At 74.6% G+C, this 22,093-nt stretch carries 23 protein-coding genes; 15 read left to right on the plus strand and 8 right to left on the minus strand.

The genetic code is table 11. The features are described from left to right. Window positions 1-16 precede the first annotated feature (16 nt). A complete protein-coding gene (locus PH189_RS03585) occupies window positions 17-541 on the minus strand; it encodes a peptidylprolyl isomerase (RefSeq protein ID WP_274187375.1) in 525 nt (174 codons plus the stop codon). 133 nt (window positions 542-674) lie between these two features. Between PH189_RS03585 and PH189_RS03590 the strand changes: the two genes are divergently transcribed. Beyond that, window positions 675-1,466 (plus strand): hypothetical protein, encoded by a 792-nt coding sequence (locus PH189_RS03590; protein ID WP_274187376.1) that lies wholly within the window; start codon window positions 675-677, stop codon window positions 1,464-1,466. A gap of 92 nt (window positions 1,467-1,558) precedes the next feature. Here the strand turns inward: PH189_RS03590 and PH189_RS03595 are convergent, their stop codons facing one another. Then, on the minus strand, window positions 1,559-2,995 hold the full coding sequence (locus PH189_RS03595) for an alpha/beta hydrolase (protein ID WP_274187377.1): 1,437 nt from the start codon (window positions 2,993-2,995) through the stop codon (window positions 1,559-1,561). Then, entirely contained in the window at window positions 2,992-3,276 is a 285-nt protein-coding gene (locus PH189_RS03600) for a hypothetical protein (RefSeq protein WP_274187378.1), read from the minus strand. The genes PH189_RS03595 and PH189_RS03600 overlap by 4 nt, the downstream gene beginning before the upstream one ends. A gap of 120 nt (window positions 3,277-3,396) precedes the next feature. On the opposite strand from PH189_RS03600, the gene mug reads away from it, so the two are divergent. The 6 genes from mug to PH189_RS03630 all read left to right on the plus strand — a co-directional run bounded on the left by mug (window position 3,397) and on the right by PH189_RS03630 (window position 11,045). Next, the gene (gene mug / locus PH189_RS03605) at window positions 3,397-3,954 is read left to right on the plus strand and encodes a G/U mismatch-specific DNA glycosylase (RefSeq protein ID WP_274187379.1); all 558 of its coding nucleotides are present in this window, start codon (window positions 3,397-3,399) and stop codon (window positions 3,952-3,954) included. 29 nt (window positions 3,955-3,983) lie between these two features. Beyond that, window positions 3,984-4,967 carry an NADPH:quinone reductase gene (locus tag PH189_RS03610; protein WP_274187380.1) on the plus strand — a complete coding sequence of 328 codons (984 nt, stop codon included), beginning with the start codon at window positions 3,984-3,986 and terminating at the stop codon, window positions 4,965-4,967. A 92-nt stretch (window positions 4,968-5,059) separates the two neighbouring features. Then, window positions 5,060-6,814, plus strand: coding sequence for a GMC oxidoreductase (locus tag PH189_RS03615; protein ID WP_274187381.1), 1,755 nt, complete (start codon window positions 5,060-5,062; stop codon window positions 6,812-6,814). Between the two features lie 183 nt (window positions 6,815-6,997). Then, entirely contained in the window at window positions 6,998-7,711 is a 714-nt protein-coding gene (gene pepE / locus PH189_RS03620) for a dipeptidase PepE (RefSeq protein WP_274187382.1), read from the plus strand. Window positions 7,712-7,763: 52 nt separating this feature from the next. Then, on the plus strand, window positions 7,764-10,718 hold the full coding sequence (locus PH189_RS03625) for an FAD-binding and (Fe-S)-binding domain-containing protein (protein WP_378015012.1): 2,955 nt from the start codon (window positions 7,764-7,766) through the stop codon (window positions 10,716-10,718). A gap of 6 nt (window positions 10,719-10,724) precedes the next feature. Next, window positions 10,725-11,045 (plus strand): DUF5313 family protein, encoded by a 321-nt coding sequence (locus PH189_RS03630; RefSeq protein WP_274187384.1) that lies wholly within the window; start codon window positions 10,725-10,727, stop codon window positions 11,043-11,045. 40 nt (window positions 11,046-11,085) lie between these two features. Here PH189_RS03630 and PH189_RS03635 read toward each other — a convergent pair whose 3' ends face one another. Next, entirely contained in the window at window positions 11,086-12,549 is a 1,464-nt protein-coding gene (locus PH189_RS03635; RefSeq protein WP_274187385.1) for an alpha/beta hydrolase, read from the minus strand. 20 nt (window positions 12,550-12,569) lie between these two features. Further along, the gene (locus PH189_RS03640; protein ID WP_274187386.1) at window positions 12,570-14,093 is read right to left on the minus strand and encodes an ArnT family glycosyltransferase; all 1,524 of its coding nucleotides are present in this window, start codon (window positions 14,091-14,093) and stop codon (window positions 12,570-12,572) included. A 119-nt stretch (window positions 14,094-14,212) separates the two neighbouring features. Here PH189_RS03640 and PH189_RS03645 point away from each other — a divergent pair, with 119 nt between their 5' ends. From PH189_RS03645 to PH189_RS03655, 3 genes are all read left to right on the plus strand, one after another. Next, a complete protein-coding gene (locus PH189_RS03645; RefSeq protein ID WP_274187387.1) occupies window positions 14,213-14,962 on the plus strand; it encodes a BglII/BstYI family type II restriction endonuclease in 750 nt (249 codons plus the stop codon). Between the two features lie 77 nt (window positions 14,963-15,039). Continuing rightward, window positions 15,040-15,732, plus strand: a complete 693-nt coding sequence (locus tag PH189_RS03650; RefSeq protein WP_274187388.1) for an MT-A70 family methyltransferase — start codon at window positions 15,040-15,042, stop codon at window positions 15,730-15,732. A 151-nt stretch (window positions 15,733-15,883) separates the two neighbouring features. Then, complete coding sequence (locus PH189_RS03655) at window positions 15,884-16,123, plus strand: helix-turn-helix domain-containing protein (RefSeq protein ID WP_274187389.1); 240 nt, start codon at window positions 15,884-15,886, stop codon at window positions 16,121-16,123. Here PH189_RS03655 and PH189_RS03660 read toward each other — a convergent pair. After that, complete coding sequence (locus PH189_RS03660) at window positions 16,120-16,683, minus strand: ester cyclase (RefSeq protein WP_274187390.1); 564 nt, start codon at window positions 16,681-16,683, stop codon at window positions 16,120-16,122. The two genes, PH189_RS03655 and PH189_RS03660, sit on opposite strands and share 4 nt — an antisense overlap. Window positions 16,684-16,766: 83 nt before the next feature. On the opposite strand from PH189_RS03660, the gene PH189_RS03665 reads away from it, so the two are divergent. Further along, a complete protein-coding gene (locus PH189_RS03665; RefSeq protein WP_274187391.1) occupies window positions 16,767-17,384 on the plus strand; it encodes a hypothetical protein in 618 nt (205 codons plus the stop codon). A gap of 19 nt (window positions 17,385-17,403) precedes the next feature. Here the strand turns inward: PH189_RS03665 and map are convergent, their stop codons facing one another. Together map and PH189_RS03675 are read right to left on the minus strand one after the other, a co-directional pair. After that, window positions 17,404-18,189 (minus strand): type I methionyl aminopeptidase, encoded by a 786-nt coding sequence (gene map / locus PH189_RS03670; protein ID WP_274187392.1) that lies wholly within the window; start codon window positions 18,187-18,189, stop codon window positions 17,404-17,406. 108 nt (window positions 18,190-18,297) lie between these two features. After that, the gene (locus tag PH189_RS03675; protein ID WP_274187393.1) at window positions 18,298-19,779 is read right to left on the minus strand and encodes a flavin-containing monooxygenase; all 1,482 of its coding nucleotides are present in this window, start codon (window positions 19,777-19,779) and stop codon (window positions 18,298-18,300) included. Window positions 19,780-20,027: 248 nt separating this feature from the next. Between PH189_RS03675 and PH189_RS03680 the strand changes: the two genes are divergently transcribed. The 4 genes from PH189_RS03680 to PH189_RS03695 all read left to right on the plus strand — a co-directional run bounded on the left by PH189_RS03680 (window position 20,028) and on the right by PH189_RS03695 (window position 22,053). Beyond that, window positions 20,028-20,669: an AraC family transcriptional regulator gene (locus tag PH189_RS03680; RefSeq protein WP_274187394.1), complete on the plus strand. Its 642-nt coding sequence runs from the start codon at window positions 20,028-20,030 to the stop codon at window positions 20,667-20,669. A gap of 10 nt (window positions 20,670-20,679) precedes the next feature. After that, a complete protein-coding gene (locus PH189_RS03685; RefSeq protein WP_274187395.1) occupies window positions 20,680-21,057 on the plus strand; it encodes a VOC family protein in 378 nt (125 codons plus the stop codon). Between the two features lie 48 nt (window positions 21,058-21,105). Then, complete coding sequence (locus PH189_RS03690) at window positions 21,106-21,513, plus strand: thiol-disulfide oxidoreductase DCC family protein (RefSeq protein ID WP_274187396.1); 408 nt, start codon at window positions 21,106-21,108, stop codon at window positions 21,511-21,513. A 129-nt stretch (window positions 21,514-21,642) separates the two neighbouring features. Beyond that, window positions 21,643-22,053: a VOC family protein gene (locus PH189_RS03695; protein ID WP_274187397.1), complete on the plus strand. Its 411-nt coding sequence runs from the start codon at window positions 21,643-21,645 to the stop codon at window positions 22,051-22,053. The last annotated feature ends 40 nt before the right edge of the window (window positions 22,054-22,093 follow it).

Below are 22,093 nucleotides of genomic sequence, written 5' to 3' on the forward strand. Positions count from 1 at the left end.
CTCACGACCGAGCTCCTCAGTCGATCTCGACCGAGGTGATGACGATGTCCTGCACCGGACGGTCGCCGGGGCCGGTCGCGGTGGCCGCGATCGAGTCGACGACGTCGCGCGAGGCCTGGTCGGCCACCTCGCCGAAGATCGTGTGCTTGCGGTTGAGCCAGGTTGTCGGCGCCACCGTGATGAAGAACTGCGAGCCGTTGGTGCCCGGCCCCGCGTTGGCCATCGCCAGCAGGTAGGGGCGGTCGAAGCGCAGGTCGGGGTGGAACTCGTCGGCGAACTTGTAGCCGGGCCCGCCACGGCCGGTGCCCGTGGGGTCACCGGTCTGCAGCATGAAGCCCGCGATGACGCGGTGGAAGATGGTCCCGTCGTAGAACGGGCCGGAGCTGCCACCCTTGGCGTTGGGCTCGGTGTACGACTGCTCGCCGGTGGCCAGGCCCGTGAAGTTCGCGACGGTCTGGGGCGCCTCGTTGGGGAACAGCCGCACGGTGATGTCCCCGTTGGAGGTGTGCAGCGTTGCGGTCGGGGTGTCGGCGGAGGTCACGGGCCCATCGTGCCACTAGGACTGTGAGCACCTTCGAATGGAGTAGCGGGTGTGACGTCCCGGCGGGTCGGGCACCTGCACAAGTGGGGCCGGGGCATCATGGCCGCCCCACCGACGAGTGAGGTGACGTTTCTTGAGCAGCAAGACACTGATCGGCGCCAGGGAGGACCTGGACGATCTGCGCAAGGAGGGCCGCAAGGCCCGGAAGAAGGCCGAGAAGCGCGCCCAGAAGGCCGCTGACCAGGCCCGCAAGGACCGCGAGAAGGCTCGCAAGCAGGGCCAGAAGAAGCGCGCCGAGGTCCGCAAGGACGTCCGCAAGGCCGCCGACGAGGCCCGCCAGCGGGTGCTCGACGCCCGCGCCGAGGCCCGCCAGCGTGCCGAGGAGGCGCAGGAGGAGGCCCGCAAGCGCGCCCAGGAGGCCCGCGCGGAGACCCGCAAGCGCGCCAACAAGGCCGCGAAGGACGCCCGCAAGCAGGCCCAGGCGTACGCCAAGGACGCCCGCAAGCGCCTCGAGCAGTCGGCCGTGCCGACCTCGGCGGACGAGCTGCGCGACCTCGGCGAGACCGTGCGCGGCCAGCTCGAGGAGGGCCTGACCTCGGCGCGCAAGGAGCTCGCGGCCCGCATCGAGCCCGAGGAGCCCACGAAGCGCCGCCGCTGGGGCCTCTGGCTCGTCGTGCTCGCCGTGCTCGGCGCCGGCATCGCCGTCGTGGCCACGCGCCGCGAGCCGGAGCTGCCGCCCCCGCCGCCGCCGGCCCCGCGCCCGAAGCCGGCCACCTCGGCCGGCCCGGTCTCCGGTGCGACGCCCACGTCGCCCGCCGCGAGCGCCCAGGAGATCCCGACCCACACCGCCACCGACGCGGTGAGCGGCACCAGCCCGAACGGCGCGGTCTCCTCCGACAAGCCCGCCACGGGCGGCAAGGACTAACCCGCCCCCCGCAGCACGCTCGTCGGCACGGCACGGCCCGTCCCCGGTCCCTCCCGGACCGAGGACGGGCCGTCGGCGTGCACGCACCCGGCTCACCCGCCCACCAGGCGACGCAGCCGATCCCCGGCGCCGACCCCCCGGTCGAGGACCGCGTCCTGCGGCCGACCACCGACCACCGCGGCCACGTTCGCCGCGCTCGTGGTGCCCGGCGTGAGGTAGGCGCCGTGGCCGCGTGACTCGGCCAGCACCCGCCCGTCGGGCAGCACCACCTCGCGCGCCGAGAGCCCGGTGACGCCCGGCATCCGGTTGGGATCCGGGCCGAACCACGCGGTGTCCGCGACGGGGTCGCCTGCGGCCTCCACCACCCACGCGTGCCCCGGCGGGCGACCCGGCACCTCCCCGACGCCCGGGCTCCCGAGGTACACGACGTCGTCGACGCCCTCGGCGCCGCCCGGCGCCCCCTCCGAGGACAGGGCGGCGGCGGTGACCACCGAGCCGTACGAGTGCCCGATCGCCGTCACGTGGGCCTCGCGCCCCGGCCGGGCGGCGTCCAGTCCGTCGAGGAACGACGCGAGCCCCGGGGCACCCTCCTCGGCGGGCGCCCGGCCGAGCACCGACCGGTCCGGATCGGCCACCTCGTGCGCCTGCGGCGCGTCGTAGCCGTACCAGGCCACCGCCGCGGTGCCCGGCCCCGCCGCGGCGGCCAGCGCGTCGAGCTCCCCGAGACGGCCTGGCAGCTCGTCCACCCCGGTGGTGAAGCCGGCGGTGAACACCCCGACGTGGGCGGCGGCGTCGACGTCGCCGCGTGCGACGGCGGCGCGGACGCCCGACCCGCCGTCCGCCGGGGCATCGACCTCGAGATCCAGCAACGCCCGGCCCGGCGCGTCGACCGCGGCGGCCACCGCCCCCAGACGCGCGAGCCGCGCCCGGACCTCGTGCAGCTCCCATCCGATCGACGCCAGCTCCACCGGGTCCGCCGTGCGCACGAGCCGGTCCCGCACCGCCTGCTCCTCGCGCCGCGCGTCCTCCCGGGCGCCGGCGAGCACCACGCGGTTGGCGCGGTCCCGGACCGCGGCCGGGAGCCCGTCGAGGCCGCCGACCAGCGCCGGGCGCTCGCGCTCGAGGACCGCCCGGGTGTCGGGGTCGAGCCCGGCCCACCACCGGGCGACCTCGCCGGGCTCGGGCCCGCGCCCGCCCGTGACGCCGGTCGGCGGCGGGCCCGCGGGCGTGTGTCCGGCGCCGTCCAGGGCTCCGGCGAGCGCGGCGTCCACCACGGCCGGCGGCACGCCACCGGCCAGGGCCACGGTCGCCGTCCCGAGGGCGGCGAGCACGCCGTCGACGTCGGCGAGCAACGCGGCGTGGCGCTCCCGCAGCGACGTCCGCGCGCCGGCGGCCGCGCCCGCCGCCGCACCCCGCCATCCGGGCACCGGCCCCGCGAGCACCTCGCCGGCCCGGGCCAGCGCCGCCCGCGCGACGGCGAGCCGCGCGGCTGCGGCGCCGGGCAGCGCCGTGGTCAGGGTGGTGGTCACAGCGCGCCCGGCCCGGCGAGGACGGCCGCCGCGTCCTCGTCGCCCCGCGAGTAGGCCCCGGCCGCCGCGGCCAGCGCCTCCCCGTGGGCGACGACGTCGGCGCTCCACAGCGCGACCGCGACCTCCCACCGGTCGGCCAGCGCCGCGGCCGCCGGACCCGCCCGTCCCCCGGGGAGGACCTCCGTGCTCCGCACCGCCCCGGCCGTCGCCGTCACGGGGACGGCGAGCGCCACTGCGACGCACGCCCGCCCCGCTCCCTGCAGCTCCTCGGGCCGCACCACCGGCCCGTCCTGTTCGTCCACACCGGTTCCGACGCAGGGCCGCCGCAGGCGGATCCGGGGCCTGTCCGGCCTGGGGACGCATCCGGGCGATGGGGACGGCGGGCGGCGATACTCGGGCCCGTGCCCGTCCCCACGCCCGCGGAACTGGAGGCCGCCCGCGACCGCCTCCTGCCCGACGTCCTGCCCGGCCCCGACGACCCGGCTCTGCGGGTGCTCTTCTGCGGCATCAACCCCGGGCTCGTGTCCGCGGCCACCGGGCACCACTTCGCGCGCCCCGGCAACCGCTTCTGGCCCGCGCTGCACGCGTCCGGGTTCACCCCGCGCCTGCTCGCCCCGGCCGAGCAGGGGCTGCTGCCGTCCCTGGGCCTGGGCATCACCAACGTCGCGCCCCGGGCCACCGCGCGGGCCGACGAGCTCGACGACGCCGAGCTCGTCGCGGGCGGCGAGCGGCTGCGCGCCCTGGTCGCGGAGCTCCGCCCGGCCTGGCTCGCCGTCGTCGGGATCGGGGCCTACCGCGTGGCGTTCGGCGAGCGCCGGGCCGTCGCGGGCCGGCAGGAGCGCACGCTCGGCCCGACGGGGCTGTGGGTGCTGCCCAACCCCAGCGGGCTCAACGCCCACCACACGCCGGCGACCCTGGCCGCGGCGTTCGGCGCGCTGCACGAGGCGGCGGCCGGATAGCCCGGACGGTTCCGGGGCACAGGTCCGTCATGAAGGCTGCGATCTACCGCCGCACCGGTCCGGCCGCCGAGGTGCTCTCGGTCGAGGACGTCGAGACCCCCGAGCCCGGCCCCGGTGAGGTCCGGGTCCGCATCACCGGCTCCGGGGTGAACCCCACGGACTGGAAGACCCGCGCGGGCCTCACCGGGCAGGACCCCGAGGACTTCCAGATCCCGCACCAGGACGGCGTCGGCGTGGTCGACGCGGTGGGCGAGGGCGTCGACACCCCGGCCGTCGGCGAGCGTGTGTGGCTGTTCCTGAGCGCCTTCGGCAACCGCTACGGCACCGCCGCCGGGTACTCCGTGCTGCCCGCCGCGCATGTCCGCCCGCTGCCCGGGGACGCGCCGGACGAGCTGGGCGCCTGCCTCGGCGTACCGGCCGTGACCGCGGCGCACTGCCTGCTCGTCGGCGGCAGCGGCGACCGCGGGGCCCTCGCCGGCCGGACCGTGCTCGTCGCGGGCGGGGCCGGGGCGGTCGGGCACTACGCGATCGAGCTGGCCAAGCACGCCGGCGCCCGCGTCGTCACCACGGTGAGCTCGGACGAGAAGGGCGAGCTCGCCCGCGCGGCCGGCGCCGACCTCGTCGTCAACTACCGCGAGCCGAACGCCGTCGACCAGGTGAAGGGCTTCACCGACCACGTCGACCGCATCGTCGAGGTCGCCCTCGGCGCCAACCTCGAGCTGGACCTCGCGGTGGCCGGGGCGGGCACGGTCATCGCGGTCTACGCCAACGAGCCGGACGACCCGGTGATCCCGACCCGCCGCTTCATGGTCGCCAACGCCTCGATCAGCTACGTGCTGCTCTACGGCGTGCCGGACGACCAGCTGCGCGCCGCCGTCGCCTGGACCGCCGACGCCGCCGGCTCCGGCGCGCTCTCGCCGCTGCCGATCACCCGCTACGGGCTGGACGACATCGTGGCCGCGCACGAGGCCGTGGAGAACGGCGCGGTGGGAAAGGTCCTCGTGGTGCCGTAGTCGTGCCCTGGCCGTTCCCCGACCACGTGACGAGCAGGACACTGTGTACCTGTGACCTTCTGTCACAGCTACCGGCGGGTTACCTTCCCGGGATGCCACTACGCCCGGAGGAGCACCCCTCCGATCCCTACGACGTGCTGGTCGTGGGTTCCGGCTTCGGGGGCAGTGTCACGGCGCTGCGGCTCGCGGAGAAGGGCTATCGGGTCGGCGTCCTCGAGGCGGGTCGCCGGTTCACCCCCGAGACGCTGCCGGCGACGTCGTGGGACATCCGCAACTTCCTCTGGGCCCCGCGCCTGGGGTGCTACGGCATCCAGCGCATCCACGTGCTGCGCGACGTCCTCGTGCTCGCCGGAGCGGGCGTCGGCGGCGGCTCGCTGAACTACGCCAACACGCTCTACCGGCCGAAGAACGACGCGTTCTACTGCGACCCGCAGTGGGCGTCGATGACCGACTGGCGCGACGAGCTCGACGCGTTCTACGACCAGGCCACGCGCATGCTCGGCGTCGTCACGCAGCCCTCGGTGACGCCGTCGGACGAGGTGATGCGCCAGGTCGCGGCCGAGCGCGGGCGTGCGGACACGGTGGCGCCGACGCAGGTCGGCGTGTACTTCGGCGAGGGCCCGGGCGTGACGTCGCCCGACCCGTTCTTCGGCGGCGCCGGCCCCGAGCGCACCGGCTGTCTCGAGTGCGGCGAGTGCATGACCGGCTGCCGTCACGGCGCGAAGAACACCCTGGAGACCAACTACCTCGCGCTGGCCGAGCGGGCGGGCGCGACGGTGCACCCGGAGACGACCGTGCGCACGGTCCGCCCCACCGCGGAGGGCTACGCCGTCGAGACCCGGGCAACGACCTATCGGCGTGCTGGTCTGACGCGGGGCCGGACGACCTACCGCGCCGAGCACGTGGTCTTCGCGGCGGGCACCTGGGGCACCCAGACCCTGCTGCACCGCCTGCGCGACACCGGCGTGCTGCCCCGCGTGTCGCGGAAGCTCGGCGAGCTGACGCGCACCAACTCCGAGGCGCTCGTCGGAGCGATGGCCCGGCGGGCCCCAGAGCGCGGCGGGCCCCGCGACTTCACCCGCGGGGTCGCGATCACGTCGTCCTGGCACCCCGACGAGGACACGCACATCGAGCCCTGCCGGTACGGCTACGGCAGCAACGCCATGGGCCTGCTGACGACGCTGATGACCGACGGCGGCGGGCGGGTGCCGCGCGCGCTCAAGCTCCTCGGTGCGATCGCCCGGCACCCGCGCACGTTCGCCCGCTCGCTGGACAAGCGGCACTGGTCGGAGCGCACGGTGATCGCGCTGGTCATGCAGTCGCTCGACAACTCGATCACCGTGCGGCGCCGCTTCGGCCGCCTCGTCTCGCGGCAGGGCCACGGCACCCCGAACCCGACATGGATCCCGGCCGCCAACGACACCGTCCGGCGGATCGCCGAGATTATCGACGGCGACCCGGGAGGCACGTGGGGCGAGGCGGTGAACATGCCGATGACCGCGCACTTCATAGGCGGCTGCCCGATCGGCCCGTCCCCGGAGACCGGGGTGGTCGACGGGTACCAGCGGCTCTATGGGCACCCCGGCCTGCACGTGGTCGACGGCTCGGCGCTCTCGGCGAATCTGGGCGTGAACCCGTCGCTGACCATCACCGCGCAGGCCGAGCGCGCCATGGCGTTCTGGCCGAACAAGGGCGAGCGCGACCCCCGCCCCGAGCTCGGCGCGCCCTACCGCCGCGTCGACCCGGTGCCCCCACGTGCCCCGGTCGTCCCGCCCGACGCCCCGGGCGCCCTGCGCCTCGTGCCGCTGGGCACCCCCGCCGTCCCACCCCGCGCGCCTGTGCCCTGACCCCGGGTCGGCGTGGGGCCATGCTGACGTCAGATGTCAGGAAAGCCCCCACGATCTTGTCGGGGCCCATCGAGTCGGGGTCCGTCTCGAGCTGGTGAAACTGACGTCGAACGTCGGCACGGCCCCCAGGCTGACACCACCCCGTGCGTCGGCCCGGCGCGGAGAGCGGCCAGGATCGCGGCCGTGCCCGCCGACGTCCTGCTGTTCTCCAACTCCCGCCCGCCCGGCGCCGAGGTCCCGTTCGCGCACGCCGCCGAGCCCCTGCGCCGGCACCTGGGCGAGCGCGTCGTGTGGTTCCTCCCCTGGGCCGGCCACGACCTCGACGCCTACACCGGCTTCGTCGGCGACGCCCTGCGCGAGGTCCTCGGGCCCCTCGACGTCCGCGGCCTGCACGCCGAGCCCGATCCCGCGGCGACGATCCGCGACGCCGACCCGGACCGCGAGACGGTGTTCGGCGGCGGCGGCAACACGTTCCGGCTGCGCCGCCGCGTCGGCGACAACGGCGTCCTCGCCGCCCTGCGGGACCGGACCGACCTGCGCTACGCGGGCGCCAGCGCCGGCTCCAACCTCGCCTGCCCGACGATCATGACGACGAACGACATGCCGATCGTCGACCCCGGCGGTCTCGACGCCCTGGGCCGCATCCCGGTGCAGATCAACCCGCACTACCTCGACCCCGACCCGCACTCGACGCATCGCGGCGAGACGCGCGAGGAACGCATCCACGAGTTCCACGAGGAGAACGCCGTCACCGTCGTCGGCCAGCGCGAGGGCGCCTGGCTGCACGGGACGGACACCAGCCTGACCCTCGACGGCTACACCGCCCGGCTCTTCCGCCGCGGCCACGAGCCCGCGGAGCTCGCGATGGGCACGGACCTCACATGGCTGACCACCTGACCGGAGAGGCGGAAGGCCGGAGCTCGGAGCAAACTGGGCCGCGATGACCACGATGCGTCGCTCGTCCTCCGATTCCCTGCTCGCCGAGGAGCTGCGCTCGGTCGTGCGCGGGCGGGTGCGGTTCGACACCTCGAGCCGGGCGATGTGGTCCGCCGACGGGTCGAACTACCGCCACGTCCCGATCGGCGTGGTGCAGCCGGTCGACCTCGACGACGTCGAGGCGACCGTCGACGTCGCCCGCCGCTACGAGGTGCCGCTGCTGCCCCGCGGGGCGAGCACGAGCATCGGCGGGCAGGCGGTCAACGAGGCCCTCGTGGTCGACTTCTCGCGCCACCTCGACCGGGTGCTCGAGATCGACCCGGAGGCCCGCACGGCGCGGGTGCAGCCCGGTGTCGTCCTCGACGACCTGCGCGACGCCGCCCGTCCGCACGGCCTGACGTTCGGGCCCGATCCCTCGACGCACAACCGCTGCACGCTCGGCGGGATGATCGCCAACAACGCGTGCGGGTCGCACTCGGTCGCGTGGGGCAAGACCGTCGACAACGTCCGCGAGCTCGACGTCCTGCTGGCCGACGGGACGCGCATGACCGTCGGCCGCACCCCCGACCTCGCCGCCGCCGCGCGACGGCCCGGCCGCGAGGGCGCGATCTACCGCGAGCTCACCGCGCTCCGCGACCGCCTCGGGACCACGATCGGCGCCGAGCTCGACGCGCCCGGGATGACCCGCCGGGTCAGCGGTTACAACCTCGAGCAGCTGCTCGACGAGCACGGCGTCGACCTCGCGCGCGCCCTCGTCGGCACCGAGGGCACCTGCGCGACGATCATGGGCGCGACGGTCGAGCTGGTGGAGTCGCCGCCGGTCCGGGCGCTGTGCGTCCTCGGGTTCCCCGACGCGTACATCGCCGCCGACCACGTCATGCCGATCCGCGAGCACTCCCCGCTGACCATCGAGGGCATGGACGTCGGCGTCATCGGCGCGCTGCGCGCGAGCCGTCCCGACGACCGCACCCACGAGCAGCTGCCCGAGGGCAAGGGCTGGCTCTACGTCGAGACCGGCGGGGCCGACCGCGCCGAGGCCGAGGCGAAGGCCGAGGCGATCGGGCGGGAGATGGCCCGCTTCGGCGCGAGCGTCAAGGTCGTCGCCGACCCCGGCGCGATGCGCGCGCTGTGGAAGATCCGCGAGGACGGGTCGGGCATCGTCACCCGCTCCCCCGGCGGCGGCGAGGCCTGGCCCGGGTGGGAGGACGCCGCCGTCCCACCCGCGGTGTTCGGCGCCTACCTGCGCGAGTTCGACGCACTGCTCGGCCGTCACGGCCGGCGTGGGGCCTACTACGGGCACTTCGGCGACGGCTGCCTGCACGTGCGCATCGACTTCGACCTGCTCACCCGCGCGGGGCTCGCCAACTTCCGCGCGTTCATGCTCGACGCGGCCGACCTCGTGGCCGCGCACGGCGGCTCGGTCTCCGGCGAGCACGGCGACGGCCAGGCCCGCGCCGAGCTCCTGGAGCGCACCTTCTCCCCGACCATGATCGAGGCGTTCGGCGCGTTCAAGGCCGTCTGGGACCCCGAGGGCCGGATGAACCCGGGCCGGGTGGTCGAGCCCCGCAGGCTCGACGACGACCTCAAGGTCTTCGTCGGCACCCCGACGATCGGCCCGCGCACCGAGCTCGCGTTCGCCCACGACGGCGGCAGCTTCACCACCGCCACGCGCCGCTGCATCGGCGTCGCCAAGTGCATCTCCGACTCGGGCGGCTACATGTGCCCGAGCTACCGCGTCACCGGCGAGGAGGCGCACTCCACGCGCGGCCGCGCCCGGATGCTCTTCGAGATGGCGTCGGGGCAGCTGGTGCCCGACGGCTGGCGCTCCACCGAGGTGCGCGACGCCCTCGACCTGTGCCTGAGCTGCAAGGCCTGCCAGCGCGACTGCCCCGTGGGCGTCGACATGGCCACGTACAAGGCCGAGTTCCTCTCCCGGCACTACGAGGGCCGTGCGCGCCAGCGCCCGCGCAGCCACTGGTCGATGGGCTACCTGCCGCGCTGGCTTCGCCTCGCCGACGCCGTCCCCGGTCTGCCCCGGCTGGCCAACGCCCTCGCGCGCAGGCCCGCCCTCGCCGCAATCGCGAAGCGCCTCGGCGGCATCGCCCCCCAGCGCGACATCCCGCCGCTCGCGCCCCGGTCGTTGCGTCGGCTCGTCGGGCCGCACCCGGCTCGCGCGGACAGCTCGAAGCCACGGTTGCTGCTGTGGCCGGACACGTTCACCTCGGCGTTCGACCCCGAGCTCGCCCTCGACGCGATCGCCGTCCTGGAGCACCTCGGTTACCACGTCGAGCTGCCCACCGAGAGCGTGTGCTGCGGGCTGACCTGGCACACCACCGGTCAGCTCGACACGGCGCGCGCGGTGGTGCGCCGCAGCCTCGCCGTGCTCAAGCCCTGGCTCGACGACGGCGTCGCGGTCGTCGGCCTCGAGCCGTCGTGCACCGCGGCGCTGCGCCAGGACGTCGTCGAGCTCCTCGGTGCCGACGACGAGGACGCGCGGCGCCTGGCGGCCTCGACGCGCACGCTCGCCGAGGTCCTGGCGAAGCACCTCGACGAGATCCGGGACGGCGTCGTCGCCCCCGGCGGGCGGGCGATCGCGCAGGTGCACTGCCACCAGTACGCCGCGATGGGCTTCGACGACGACCGCGCGGTGCTCGGCGCCCTGGGCGTCGAGACCGAGGTGCTCGACGCCGGGTGCTGCGGGCTCGCGGGGAACTTCGGCTTCGAGCAGGGGCACTACGAGGTCTCCACGGCCTGCGCGGAGCGGGGCCTGATGCCGGCGGTCCGGGCGGCCGACGCCGACACCGCCGTGCTCGCCGACGGCTTCTCCTGCCGCACCCAGATCCGCCAGCTCGACGACACGGGCCACGAGCCGGTGCACCTCGCCCACCTGGCGGCGACGGCGTTGGGCCTCCGGCCGCGTGAGCGGGAGTCCGTGTCGGGGCACGGGCGAGCGCTCACGGGGCCGTAGGCCACAGTGGTCCGCCCCGGCGTCTTCCGCTGGATCGGCTACGCCTTCGGGGCGCGCCTGCCCAACCGCTTCGCGCCGTGGGTGCTGCACGACCTCACCGCGCGCACCTGGTTCCTGCGCCACCTCGCCCGCACGACCGTGCAGGCCACCCCCGCGGCGCTGCTCGCGCTGCTGCCGGGCCCGGTGTGGCTGAAGGTGGCGCTGCCGCTGTTCGTGCTGTTCTCGTCGCTGTTCATGGCGGCGCTGTTCTCGCCGATGGTGCGCGAGAAGCGGCTCTACCAGCACGGTTACCTGCCGGAGGTCGTGCTGCGGGAGCCGGACCAGTAGCTCATGACGGACCCGGCCCGAGGCGCTGCGCCGAGGGGTTCTACAGCCCCGCCGGGCACTGATCGGGCGGGGCGACGCCCGGGTCGAGCAGGTAGGCCGTGTACGCGTCGGCGGCGCACCGGCTCGGCGCATCGAGCGTGGTATGGCCGATCGCGTCGACCACGAGGACGTGCGCCGCCGAGAGCTGGGACGCGGTGGCGCGGGCGTCGATCAGCGGCGTGGTCGGGTCGTAGCGCGAGTTGACCATCAGCGCCGGCGCGGCGAGGGGCGCGTTCCAGGGGCCCAGGTACCGGTCGGGGTCGACGGCGGGCCAGTCGACGCACATCGCGTGGTTGAGCGCGGTCGACGCCCCGACGATCGGGTGGGCCGCCTGCTCGGCGACCACGGCGGCGTCCATGTCGGCGGCGGACGGCGTGACGGCGTCGGTGCACTGGATCGCGAGGTAGGACGGCGAGTGCTCGGGTGCCCAGGGGACGGTGGCGAGGGGGATCCGCCCGCCCGACGGGGGCGCGCCGGGCGCCAGCGCGGCGAGCGAGCGCATCAGTCCGGGCAGCCGGCCCTCGGTCTGCAGGGCCCGGTCGATGCGGGCGATCAGCTCGGCGTGGGTGGTGCCGGCGGCCGAGGCGGCGACGACGTCGGTCGCGCGGGCACGCGCGTCGGGGCCCAGCGGGCAGGCCGGGCCCGCGGCGCACCGGTCGAGCGCGACCCCGAACGCCTCCTCCCAGGCCTCGCTGACCCCGGCCCGCACGTCGACCGGCCGGCGCTCGGTGCCGGGCGCGCCCGCGGCGTTGGCGACGAGGTCGAGGCTGCCGTCGAGCACCATCGCGCGGGTGTGCGACGGGAAGAGGTTCGCGTAGGTCGCGGCGGAGTACGTGCCGTAGGAGTAGCCGTAGAGGCTCAGCTGCTCCTCGCCGAGGGCCTGGCGCAGGAGGTCGACGTCCCGCGAGGCGTTGGCGGTCGAGAGGTGGCGGAGGCGCTCGCCGGTCGCGGCGAGGCAGGCCCGGCCCGGCTCCGCGGCCGAGGCCCAGAACTCCGGCGTCCGGGCGGGGCCCACCGGTGCCGGGACCCGGTCGCCGCCGAACGGACCGCAGTCGACGGGCGCCGACGCCCCCGTGCCCCGGGGATCGACGGCCAGGATGTCGAAGCGCGCCCGCAGCCCGTCGAAGCGCTTCGAGAGCCGGCGCAGGCTCGACACCGCCGGCGTGCCCGGACCGCCGTAGTTCACGACGAGGGTGCCGACGCGCGCCGCCGGGTCGGTGGCGGGCAGGCGGACGGCGGCCAGCGAGATCGTCCCGCCGGCCGGCTGCCGGTAGTCCAGGGGCACGGTGACGTCCGCGCACTGGAACGCGCCGCCGCAGCCGCGCCAGTCGACCGTCGGGACCGGGGCGCCGTTCGTGCCCATCGGCGGCGTGCCCGGGGCGGGGGCGCCGCGCGACGGGGCGCCGCCGCACGCGCCCACCAGGGCGGCGACGACCAGGACGACGACCGCCGCGGGGGACCTCACCCGCCCATCATGCGACGTGTCTACTGCATGTCCATGATCGACGGCCACAGCTCCGACCAGGGCGCCCGGGGCGTGCAGAGCGCGAGCGGCACCACGCCGTTGACCACGCCGTTCGCCGTGGGGTCGACGTGCGGGGGCAGCGGCGTGATCGTGCGGCAGAAGCCTGCGGCGCCGCGCACCTCACCCACGAGGATCGCGGCGGTCGCCGTGTCCGGGGGCGGACCGAAGAACCCGTAGCCGCGGTGCCCGCTGTAGACCTCGGGCAGGCCGGCGGCGGGGCCGTACCGGTCGAGCGCGGACGCGAACCAGTACGAGAAGGCGAGCACGGTGGTGCGCGACCGCTCGGCGGGCGGCACGGACCGGTACGCCGCGCCGGTGTCGGCCGCGAGGCTCTGCCAGCCGACCTGGCCCGCCGTGAGGAAGTCGCCCCGTTCGACGCGGTACGACGCCGGCCCGATCGGGAGGGAGAGGACGGCGACGACCAGCCCGGACGCGATGAATGCGGGCACCGAGACCGACCAGGACCACCAGCGCGCGGGCGTCCGGCCCTGCAGCGCGACGGCCCCGGCGGCGAGGAGGACCGCGGCCAGCCCCATGACGTAGTACGGCCGGCCCCCGACGGCGATCATCGCCGCGGTGGTGACGACGGACCCGATGCCGATCGCGCGCCACGGCCGCAGCGCGTCGGAGCGCAACAGCGCCCACAGCCCGAGCCCGGCGAGCACCACGCCGGGCACGAGCCCGACGTCCCAGGCGGCGAAGGGCAGGAAGCACCAGCGGTTGCCGGTCAGGCCGCCCTCGCCGGCCACCACGGCGCCCATCCGCAGCTGCGGCCAACCGTGCGCGGACTGCCAGAGCAGCGTCGGCACGGTCGACGCCGCGGCGAGTGCCAGCGCGACCCAGAGCATCGGGCGCCCGAGCAGCCGGCGCGGCCCGGCCACGAGCACGCCGACGGCCAGGCCCGTGACGAGGAGGGGGACGAGGAACTTGGCGAACAGGGCCACCGCGAGCACCGGGCCGGCGGCGAGCAGGAGCAGGTCGTTGCCGGTGCGCACCCAGCGCACGACCAGCCAGAGCAGCAGGGTCCACAGGACCGGGTCGAGCGTCGAGGTCGCCAGCAGGTGGCCGGTGGCCAGGAAGAACGGCGAGATCGCGACCGCCGCGCCGGCCAGGAGCTGCGCCCGGCGCCGGCCGCCCATCTCCCGGGCGAGCAGTGCGCCGAGCACCACGTGCCCGGCGCTCGCGAGCGTCGCGGGCAGGCGCAGCACGACCAGGTTGCCGGGGGCGAGGTGGTCGAGGGCCGCCGCGAGCCACGGCACGAGGGGCGGCTGGTCGGCATATCCCCAGGCCAGGTGCCGGCCGGCGGCGAGGAAGTAGAGCTCGTCGCCGAAGGCGCCGTACCAGGCCGAGGAGACCCCGTGCATCAGCGCGAGCGCGCCCGCGAGCAGGAGCACCGGGCGCCACGCCACCCGGACCGGAGCCGGGTCCGGGGCCTCGTCGAGCGCATGGGGCGCGACGACCGGCTGCGGGGCGGTGGTCGTCACGGCGCCCCCACTCCCGGCGCCCCAGCTCGCTGTGCGCGGTCGTGACCCATCCGAGGGACCCTAGGCGACACGCTCCCGCAGGCCGGACTCGGCAGACCGTGGTGCCAGAATGTCGGGCGATGGAGCTCACCGGCAGCTGGACCACCGCGCTGCCGGCCGCCGTCGCCGAACGCTACGAGCTGCGCGAGACGCGCAACGCCGCCGCGGTCCTCGCGGCCACGTGCCCGGACGAGGTCGCCGAGCTCTGCGCGGTGCTCACGGGCTTCACGCTCACCACCGCCGACCTCGTCGAGGCGGGGGGCAACGAGTCGCGGCTGGCCGCACGCCTCAACGCCGCGTTCCGCGAGCGCGGCTGGCGCGAGGGCCGCGTCGACACCGTCGTGACGTCCCGCCTGCAGGTGCAGCCGTGGCACCCGGCCGGCGAGCACGGCGTGACGGTGCGCGAGAGCGAGGTGTTCAACGAGGGCTACAAGGTCGACAACGTCAAGGGCCGCGTCGCCCTCGACGTGGAGTGGAACGCCAAGGACGGCAACCTCGACCGCGACATCGGGGCCTACCGCGCGCTCTACGACGCCGGCCTCATCGACGGCGCGGTGCTGCTGACCCGCACTCACGACGACCTGCGCGAGCTCGCGCGGGAGCTCGCCCGTGCCGCCGGGCGCAGCGACGACGAGGTCCGCAGCAGGCTCTCGACGTCGACCACCACCCACCTGGGCAAGCTCGGGTCGCGCATGACCCGGGGCGACGCCGGCGGCTGTCCCCTGCTCGCGGTGGCGATCTCCCGTCGCTGCTGGGATCCGGCGCCCGGCGAACCGGTCCGCCACCAGGCCCCGGCGCCGCTGATGCTCACCGACGGGCTCGTGCCGTGAGCAGCGACGACACGGCGCTGTCGGGGGCCGCCGCTAGCGTCCCGCCCGCCCCGATCCCGGCGAGGAGGTCCGAGACGATGACCGCGGCGGTGGACGTCGAACCGAACGACGAGAACCCGACGGCGACGCGCGCCCGGCGCGCGGAGCCCCTGCGTGTGGACGCCGCCCCGCTGGAGAGCGTGGCGCTGCCCCGCACGGCGGGCGGCTTCTCCTGCGTGTACGCCGACCCACCGTGGCGGTTCACCAACCGCACCGGCAAGGTCGCGCCCGAGCACCGGCGCCTCGACCGCTACGACACCATGAGCGCCGCGGACATCGCCTCGCTCCCCGTGTCCGACGTCGTCTCCGCCAACGCCCACCTCTACCTGTGGGTGCCCAACGCGCTGCTGCCCGAGGGCCTCGCGGTGATGCAGGGCTGGGGCTTCCGCTACGTCAGCAACCTCGTCTGGGCCAAGCGACGCAAGGACGGCGGGCCCGACGGGCGCGGCGTCGGGTTCTACTTCCGCAACGTCACCGAGCTGATCCTCTTCGGGGTGCGCGGGTCGATGCGGACGCTCGATCCGGGCCGCCGGCAGGTCAACATGATCGAGACGCGCAAGCGGGAGCACTCCCGCAAGCCCGAGGAGGCCTACGACCTCATCGAGGCGTGCTCGCCGGGCCCGTACCTCGAGATGTTCGCCCGCTACGCCCGTCCAGGGTGGTCGAGCTGGGGTGCCGAGTCGGCCGAGGAGGTCGCGCCCCGCGGGCGCCAGTACCCCGCTTACAGGTAGTACAGGTTCGGACGGTTTCGGGCACCGTGGGTCACCAAGATCCGCCAACGGGCGTACCTTGATCTCGTTCGCAGTACGCGTCCGACCGCTTGACTCAGCAGTAATCCCCGGTAGTGGCGACGTTCGGCCACTCGCTGTGATACTCGCCCGTATGGCGAAGACACCGGAGCTGGCGCGCAACCAGCGGGTGACGGGGACGGAGCGCACCAAGCTCGGGAACGAGCTGCTCAAGCGGTATCAGAAGGGTGCCAGCATCCGGGAGATCTGCTCGGAGACCGGCTACAGCATCGGCCGGGTCCGCAGGCTGCTCGTCGACGCCGGCGTGGAGTTCCGCGGCCGCGGCGGGACGCAGGGCCGCAGCCGCCGGGAGACCGGCACCAAGAGCGCCTAACCCCGCTTCGACCCCCGCCGTCGCGCCATCAGGTTGAAGCCGCGCTTCGCGGCGGCGTCGAGACGCGAGCCGTCGGCGGGCAGGAGGCCGATCTGACGGGCGAACTGCATCTGGTCGAAGACCACGAAGTTGCTCGCGATGAGGCCGTCGTCGAACGTGAAGTGGTCCATCCCGTCGAGGTCGACGTGCGAGCCCGTGGCCGCGATGCCCTCCCACTCGCCGCCGCTGTGGTGCCCGGTGAGCTGCCAGCGCATGAAGACCTCGTCCCCGTGCTCCGCCAGACCCTGGATCGTCAGCGTGAGGTCGGGGACCGCGGCGAACACCTCGATCCACCACGCCTCGAGCTCGTCGACGCCGCGCACGGTGCGCGGGGGGAAGCGGACGCGGATGCCGTCCGCCCACACCTGACGCATCGCCGCCGCGTCGCGGGCGTTGATCATGTCCACGGTCCAGCGCACGATCGCGCCCGGCGAGCCGCCGGCGGGCGGCGTCGCCCGCGGCGGGTCGGGCGCCGGACGCCCGGTGGTCGACGGCACAGCAGACGAATCGGACTCGCTCACGACGCGGGAGCGTAGACCGAGACCCGGTGGGGCACCTCCTGGTCCGGACTTCCCCGCACCACCATCACAGAGGACGACCACGAATGACTTCGCAGATCGCCGCGCAGTGGGTGTCGGCGGTCGGCAGTGCCGGCTCGCTGCTCGGCTTCGCCGCCTACGTCTGGATCATGCTCCTGAACCGGAAGGACCAGGTCGAGGTCCGGCAGGAGCAGCAGGCGCAGGGCGTCACCGCCTGGCTCGACGAAGGCACCCGGCACGACCGCGACGAGGACTACGTCCTCATCGTCCACAACGGGGGTGACTCCCCGGTGTTCCAGGTGCGCTGCCTGTTCAGCCTGCCCTCCAGCGACGAGCAGCACAGCATCTCGATGGCGCTCCTGCCCCCGGCCAGCGACGAGATCCACTCGCTGCCCTTCGGCTCCGGCGAGGTGGACCGCGAGGAGCTGTACTCCGCACCGGCCGTGCCGGAGATGCGGTTCACCGACTCCCACGGGACCCACTGGGGCCGCGACAGCAACGGGATGCTGCACCGCCTCGACCGCCGCCACGTGCGTCGCAAGCCGTCCTCGGACGGTGGCGAGGACGCGGCCCGCGACGACTCCGAGTGGGAGCAGGCGCACCGCGAGCGGGCGGACGCCCCGCGCGAGGGCGCGTCCCAGGGCGACTCGCCCCAGGACGACCGGGCGGCGAGCCAGTCCTGAGGTGTGCCCTCCGGGCACCTCAGGCCAGCGTCAGGACCCGCGGCCCGTCGTCGGTGATCGCGACGGTGTGCTCCACGTGCGCCGCCCGGCTGCCGTCGGCGGTCCGCAGGGTCCACCCGTCGGCGTCGTGGACGTAGTCGTCCCCGCCACCGGCGTGCAGCATCGGCTCGATGGCGATGACCAGACCCGCTCGCAGCCGCATGCCGCGCCCGGCGCGGCCCTCGTTCGGCACGTGCGGCGCCTCGTGCATCGCGCGCCCGATGCCGTGGCCGCCGTGGTCGGCGAGCATCCCGTAGCCGGCCGCGCGGGCCACCGTGCCGATCGCGGAGCCCAGGTCGCCGAGCTTCCCGCCCGGCACCGCGGCGTCGATCCCGGCCTGTAGGGCCCGCTCGGTCGTGGCGATGAGCGCGACGTCGGCCGGGTCCGGGTCGGGTCCCACCACCAGGCTGATGGCCGCGTCGCCGCACCAGCCGTCGAGGAACGCACCGCAGTCGACGCTGAGCAGGTCGCCCTCGGCCAGCCGATGGGGCCCGGGGATGGCGTGGACGACCGCGTCGTTGACGCTCGCACAGATGACACCCGGGAACGGGCTGGGCGCGAAGTGGGGGTGGTAGTCGAGGAACGCCGGCACCGCGCCCGCGTCCTTCATGACGTCGTGCGCCACACCGTCGAGCTCCTCCAGCGACGTGCCGACCGTGGCGGCGGCCCGCACCGCGTCGAGGCAGCGGGCGACGACGCGTCCCGCCTCGCGCATCGCGTCGACCTCACCGGAGGTCTTGAGCTCGATCTCGGAACGCCGCAACATCCTTCCGACCCTAGACAACAGCCGGATCCGGGCCCGTAATCACAGGCGTGTAGTTCGTCCCCAGTGTGGACAGACCCTGTGGACAACTCGTTCGTCGCGGGTAGTCGGTTAGCGATCGATGAAGTCGTACTCGGCCGGGTCGAGCCGGGCGACGGCCCGCACGTACTGCTCCATGTACTTCGGCCAGTTGGCGACGATGCGGCCCGACTCGTCGCGGTACCAGGAGTCGCACTGCGTCCAGGCCGTGCCTTCGAACTCGGCCTGGAGCCGCCGGTCGAACGCCTGCTCGACGTCGCGGCGCACCTCGACCGCCGCGGCCCGGCGGCGCGCGGTCTCCTCGAGCGCCTGGCGCACGTACGCGACCTGCGCCTCGAGGAAAACGATGATCGAGCCGCCCGAGGTGTTGGTGTTCGGGCCGTAGAGCACGAACAGCGACGGGAACCCCGGCACGGTCATCCCCAGGTGGGCGTGGGCGCCGTCGCTCCACTCCTGCTGCAGCGTCCGCCCGTCCCGGCCGACGACGTCCATCGGGAACATGAACTCGGTCGTCCTGAAACCGGTACCCCAGATCAGCACGTCCGCGGGGTGGTGACGACCGTCCTCGGTGCGCACGCCGTCAGGCTCGATCGACGTGACCCGGTCGGTGACGAGCTCGACGTTGTCGCGCTCGAGCGCCGGCAGGTAGTGCGAGCTGAACAGGATCCGCTTGCACCCGAAGGTGTAGTCCGGCCACGCCTTGCGCCGCACCTCGGGGTCGCGCAGCTGCCGGCGCATGAACAGCGTCGAGTACAGCTTTCCGAGCCGCCCGACGGTCGAGGGGTGGCGGATCATCACCGTCAGGGACTCGAGGTAGCCCTTGAGGAAGAAGCGCCGCGCACGCATCACGCCGGGCACGCGCCGGAAGACCTCCCGCAGCGCCGGGGGGTAGGAGCGGTTCTTGCGCGGGAAGAACCAGTTGCCGCTGCGCTGGAACACCGTCATCGTCCCGACCTCCGGGGCGATGGCCGGCACGAACTGGACCGCGCTCGCCCCCGTGCCGACGACCGCGACGCGCTTGCCGTGCAGGTCGACGTCGTGGTCCCAGCGGGCGGAGTGCATCGTCGGCCCGGCGAAGTCGTCGGCGCCGGGGATCGGCGGGATCGCCGGGGTGTTGAGCTGGCCCGTGGCCAGCACGACGGCGTCGGCCTGCCAGCTGCGCCCGTCCTGCGCCTCGACGGTCCACGTCATCGTCGCCTCGTCGAGCCGGACCGTGGAGACCAGGACGGACGGCTCGAACACCTCGCCGAGCCCGTACTCCTTCGCCACGCCCTGGAGATACTCGAGGATCTCCGGTTGCGGGGAGCACAGCCGCGACCAGTCGCTGCGCTGGGCGAACGAGAACGAGTACAGGTGACTCGGGACGTCGCACGCCGCGCCCGGGTAGCTGTTGTAGAACCAGGTGCCGCCGATCTCCGGCGCGCTGTCGAGGATCACGACGTCGGTGATGCCGTGGCTGCGGAGCTCGATCGCCGCGGCGATGCCGCCGAAGCCCGCGCCGACCACCACGACGCGTGTGCGCGTCCCCTGCTGACTCCCGTTGCGTCCCGTCACGGGCCGGACGGTATCCGTTCGGCCCCGCTTTTGGCAGGCTGCCAACATGACCTCACCCGCGGGGCGACCGCACCCGTCGCTCGCGGGCGTGGTGCGTCTACGAGGGCTACGACGAGCTCGCGACGGCGGCTCCGCTGCGGCGGCGCGAGGCACCGCACGGCGCCTGCACGCTGATCCTGTCCTGGGCCGATCCCCTCGAGACCTCCGGTCCCGGTGGGAGCACGCGGCAGGCCGCGTTCCTCGCCGGCATGCACGACAGAGCCGTGCTCACCGCCTTCGCCGGCCACCAGGAGGGCATCCAGGTCGACCTGGCCCCGCTCGGCGTCCTGCGTCTGCTCGACCGGCCCGTTTCGCTGCTGACCAACCGGATCACCGCACTCGACGACCTCGGGGTGCCGGCCCTCGCCGAGCTGCCCGGACGCCTCGCCGAGACACCGGGCTGGCCGGACCGCTACGCCCTGGTGGACGCCGAGCTGCGCCGACTCCTCGACCGTTCGCACACGCGGCCCGACCCCGAGATCGTCCACACCTGGAGGCGCCTGAGCACGGCCCGCGGCCGGGTGGCGGTGGCGACCCTCGCCGACGAGACCGGCTGGAGCCGCCGGCACCTGCTGACCCGCTTCCGCGGCCAGGTCGGGCTCACGCCGACCACCGCCGGGCGCGTGCTGCGGTTCCGGGAGGCGGCGCGGCTGCTGGTCCCCGGGGCCCGGGACCGGCACAGGCCGTCCTCGGCCCGGATCGCCGACGTCGCTGCGGCGTGCGGGTTCGCCGACCACTCCCACCTCGTGCGCGAGTTCCGCGACCTCGCCGGGGTGACCCCCACCCGGTACGTGCAGGAGAGGCTCAGCGGGTTCCCGGACGTCCAAGACGCGGCGGGTGCGGCGACCTAGCGTCGTCGCCATGAGCGTCTTCCCGACCCTGCGCTACCAGGACCCCGACGCGGCGATCACGCTGCTGCGCGACGCGTTCGGCTTCACCGTCGCCGCCGCCCACCGCGACGAATCCGGCACGGTGCAGCACGCCGAGCTCGTCCACGACGGCGGCGCCGTGCTGCTCGGGCCCCGCCGGGAGGGCGACCGGTTCGCCACCGGGCGGGCCGTCATCTACGTCGTCGTCGACGACGTAGATGCCCACCACGGCCGCGCCGTCGCGGCCGGGGCGACGGTCGTCATGGAGCTCGTCGACCAGGACTACGGCTCCCGCGAGTACGCGGCCGTCGACGACGAGGGCAACGTCTGGTCCTTCGGCACCTACCGGCCCGGCACCCCGGCATCCTGATCCCCGCGGCCACCCTCGTCGTCGTCCTGGGCGCGGGATGATGAGGGCATGAGCCACCCCGATGCCGCGACCGGCCGCCTCGTGTTCGACGGGCAGTGCGGCTTCTGCACCCGCTGCGTCGGCTGGCTGCGGGCGATCGACCGCCACGGCCGGATCGACGTGCAGCCCTACCAGGCGCCGGGCGTACCCAGGTCGATCGGCGCCACCGTCGAGCAGTGCCAGGACGCGGTGCAGTGGCGCGGCGCCGACGGGGTGCGCCGCAGCGGCGCCGAGGCGGTCAACGCGGTGCTCTCCGCCGTGATCGGCACGGGAGCGCCGTCGACCCTGTACCGGGCGACCTCCGGTGTGCAGGAACGCGCCTACCGCTGGGTGGCCGCGCACCGAGGGCGTTTCCCCGGCATGACGCCCCACTGCCAGACGCACCCGGCGGAGTGCGCCGGTACTGGTCCTGAGTAAGGACTTTCCAGTACAGTCCCGGGATCAGGTGGATACCCGCCCTCCGCCCGTTGCGGCGGTTCCACCCCGTGGTCGCACGGCGCTACCTTGGCCCGCTCGTCCTGGTCCCTCGAGCCCCTGGAGAACGTCGTGGGCGTCCGTCTCAACCCGTACCTGCACTTCGACGGCAACGCCGCGGAGGTCGTCGCGTTCTACACCGACGCCCTCGGCGGCACGTCCAACGTCATGACGTTCGGATCGATGGGCATGGAGGGCCCGGACGCCGACAAGATCATGCACGGCCAGATCGAGACCGACAGCGGCATCACGCTGATGGTGTCGGACTTCCCGCCCGGCGTGACCCGGGAGTCGGGCAACGACGTCACCATCTCGCTCTCCGGTGACGACGAGGCGACCCTGCGCGGCTACTGGGACAAGCTCTCGGCCGACGGAAAGGTCGAGACCCCGCTGGAGAAGCAGATGTGGGGCGACATCTTCGGCGCCTGCGTCGACCGCTACGGCGTGAGCTGGCTGGTCGACATCGCAGCCCCGACGAGCTGAGTCCTGGCTGGCTGAGACCTGTTCTCCGGGCCGCCCGGCG

This window comes from Actinomycetospora chibensis, assembly GCF_028737215.1.
GTDB lineage: Bacteria > Actinomycetota > Actinomycetes > Mycobacteriales > Pseudonocardiaceae > Actinomycetospora > Actinomycetospora chibensis.

Bases quoted from the DNA above. Each gene is read 5' to 3' on its own strand.
- PH189_RS03610 (WP_274187380.1), top strand. From the start codon at position 3,984: ATGAAGGCTGCGATCTACCGCCGCACCGGTCCGGCCGCCGAGGTGCTC.
- PH189_RS03615 (WP_274187381.1), top strand. From the start codon at position 5,060: ATGCCACTACGCCCGGAGGAGCACCCCTCCGATCCCTACGACGTGCTG.
- PH189_RS03625 (WP_378015012.1), top strand. From the start codon at position 7,764: ATGCGTCGCTCGTCCTCCGATTCCCTGCTCGCCGAGGAGCTGCGCTCG.
- PH189_RS03645 (WP_274187387.1), top strand. From the start codon at position 14,213: ATGGAGCTCACCGGCAGCTGGACCACCGCGCTGCCGGCCGCCGTCGCC.
- PH189_RS03650 (WP_274187388.1), top strand. From the start codon at position 15,040: ATGACCGCGGCGGTGGACGTCGAACCGAACGACGAGAACCCGACGGCG.
- PH189_RS03655 (WP_274187389.1), top strand. From the start codon at position 15,884: ATGGCGAAGACACCGGAGCTGGCGCGCAACCAGCGGGTGACGGGGACG.
- PH189_RS03665 (WP_274187391.1), top strand. From the start codon at position 16,767: ATGACTTCGCAGATCGCCGCGCAGTGGGTGTCGGCGGTCGGCAGTGCC.
- map (WP_274187392.1), bottom strand. From the start codon at position 18,189: ATGTTGCGGCGTTCCGAGATCGAGCTCAAGACCTCCGGTGAGGTCGAC.
- PH189_RS03680 (WP_274187394.1), top strand. From the start codon at position 20,028: ATGCACGACAGAGCCGTGCTCACCGCCTTCGCCGGCCACCAGGAGGGC.
- PH189_RS03685 (WP_274187395.1), top strand. From the start codon at position 20,680: ATGAGCGTCTTCCCGACCCTGCGCTACCAGGACCCCGACGCGGCGATC.
- PH189_RS03690 (WP_274187396.1), top strand. From the start codon at position 21,106: ATGAGCCACCCCGATGCCGCGACCGGCCGCCTCGTGTTCGACGGGCAG.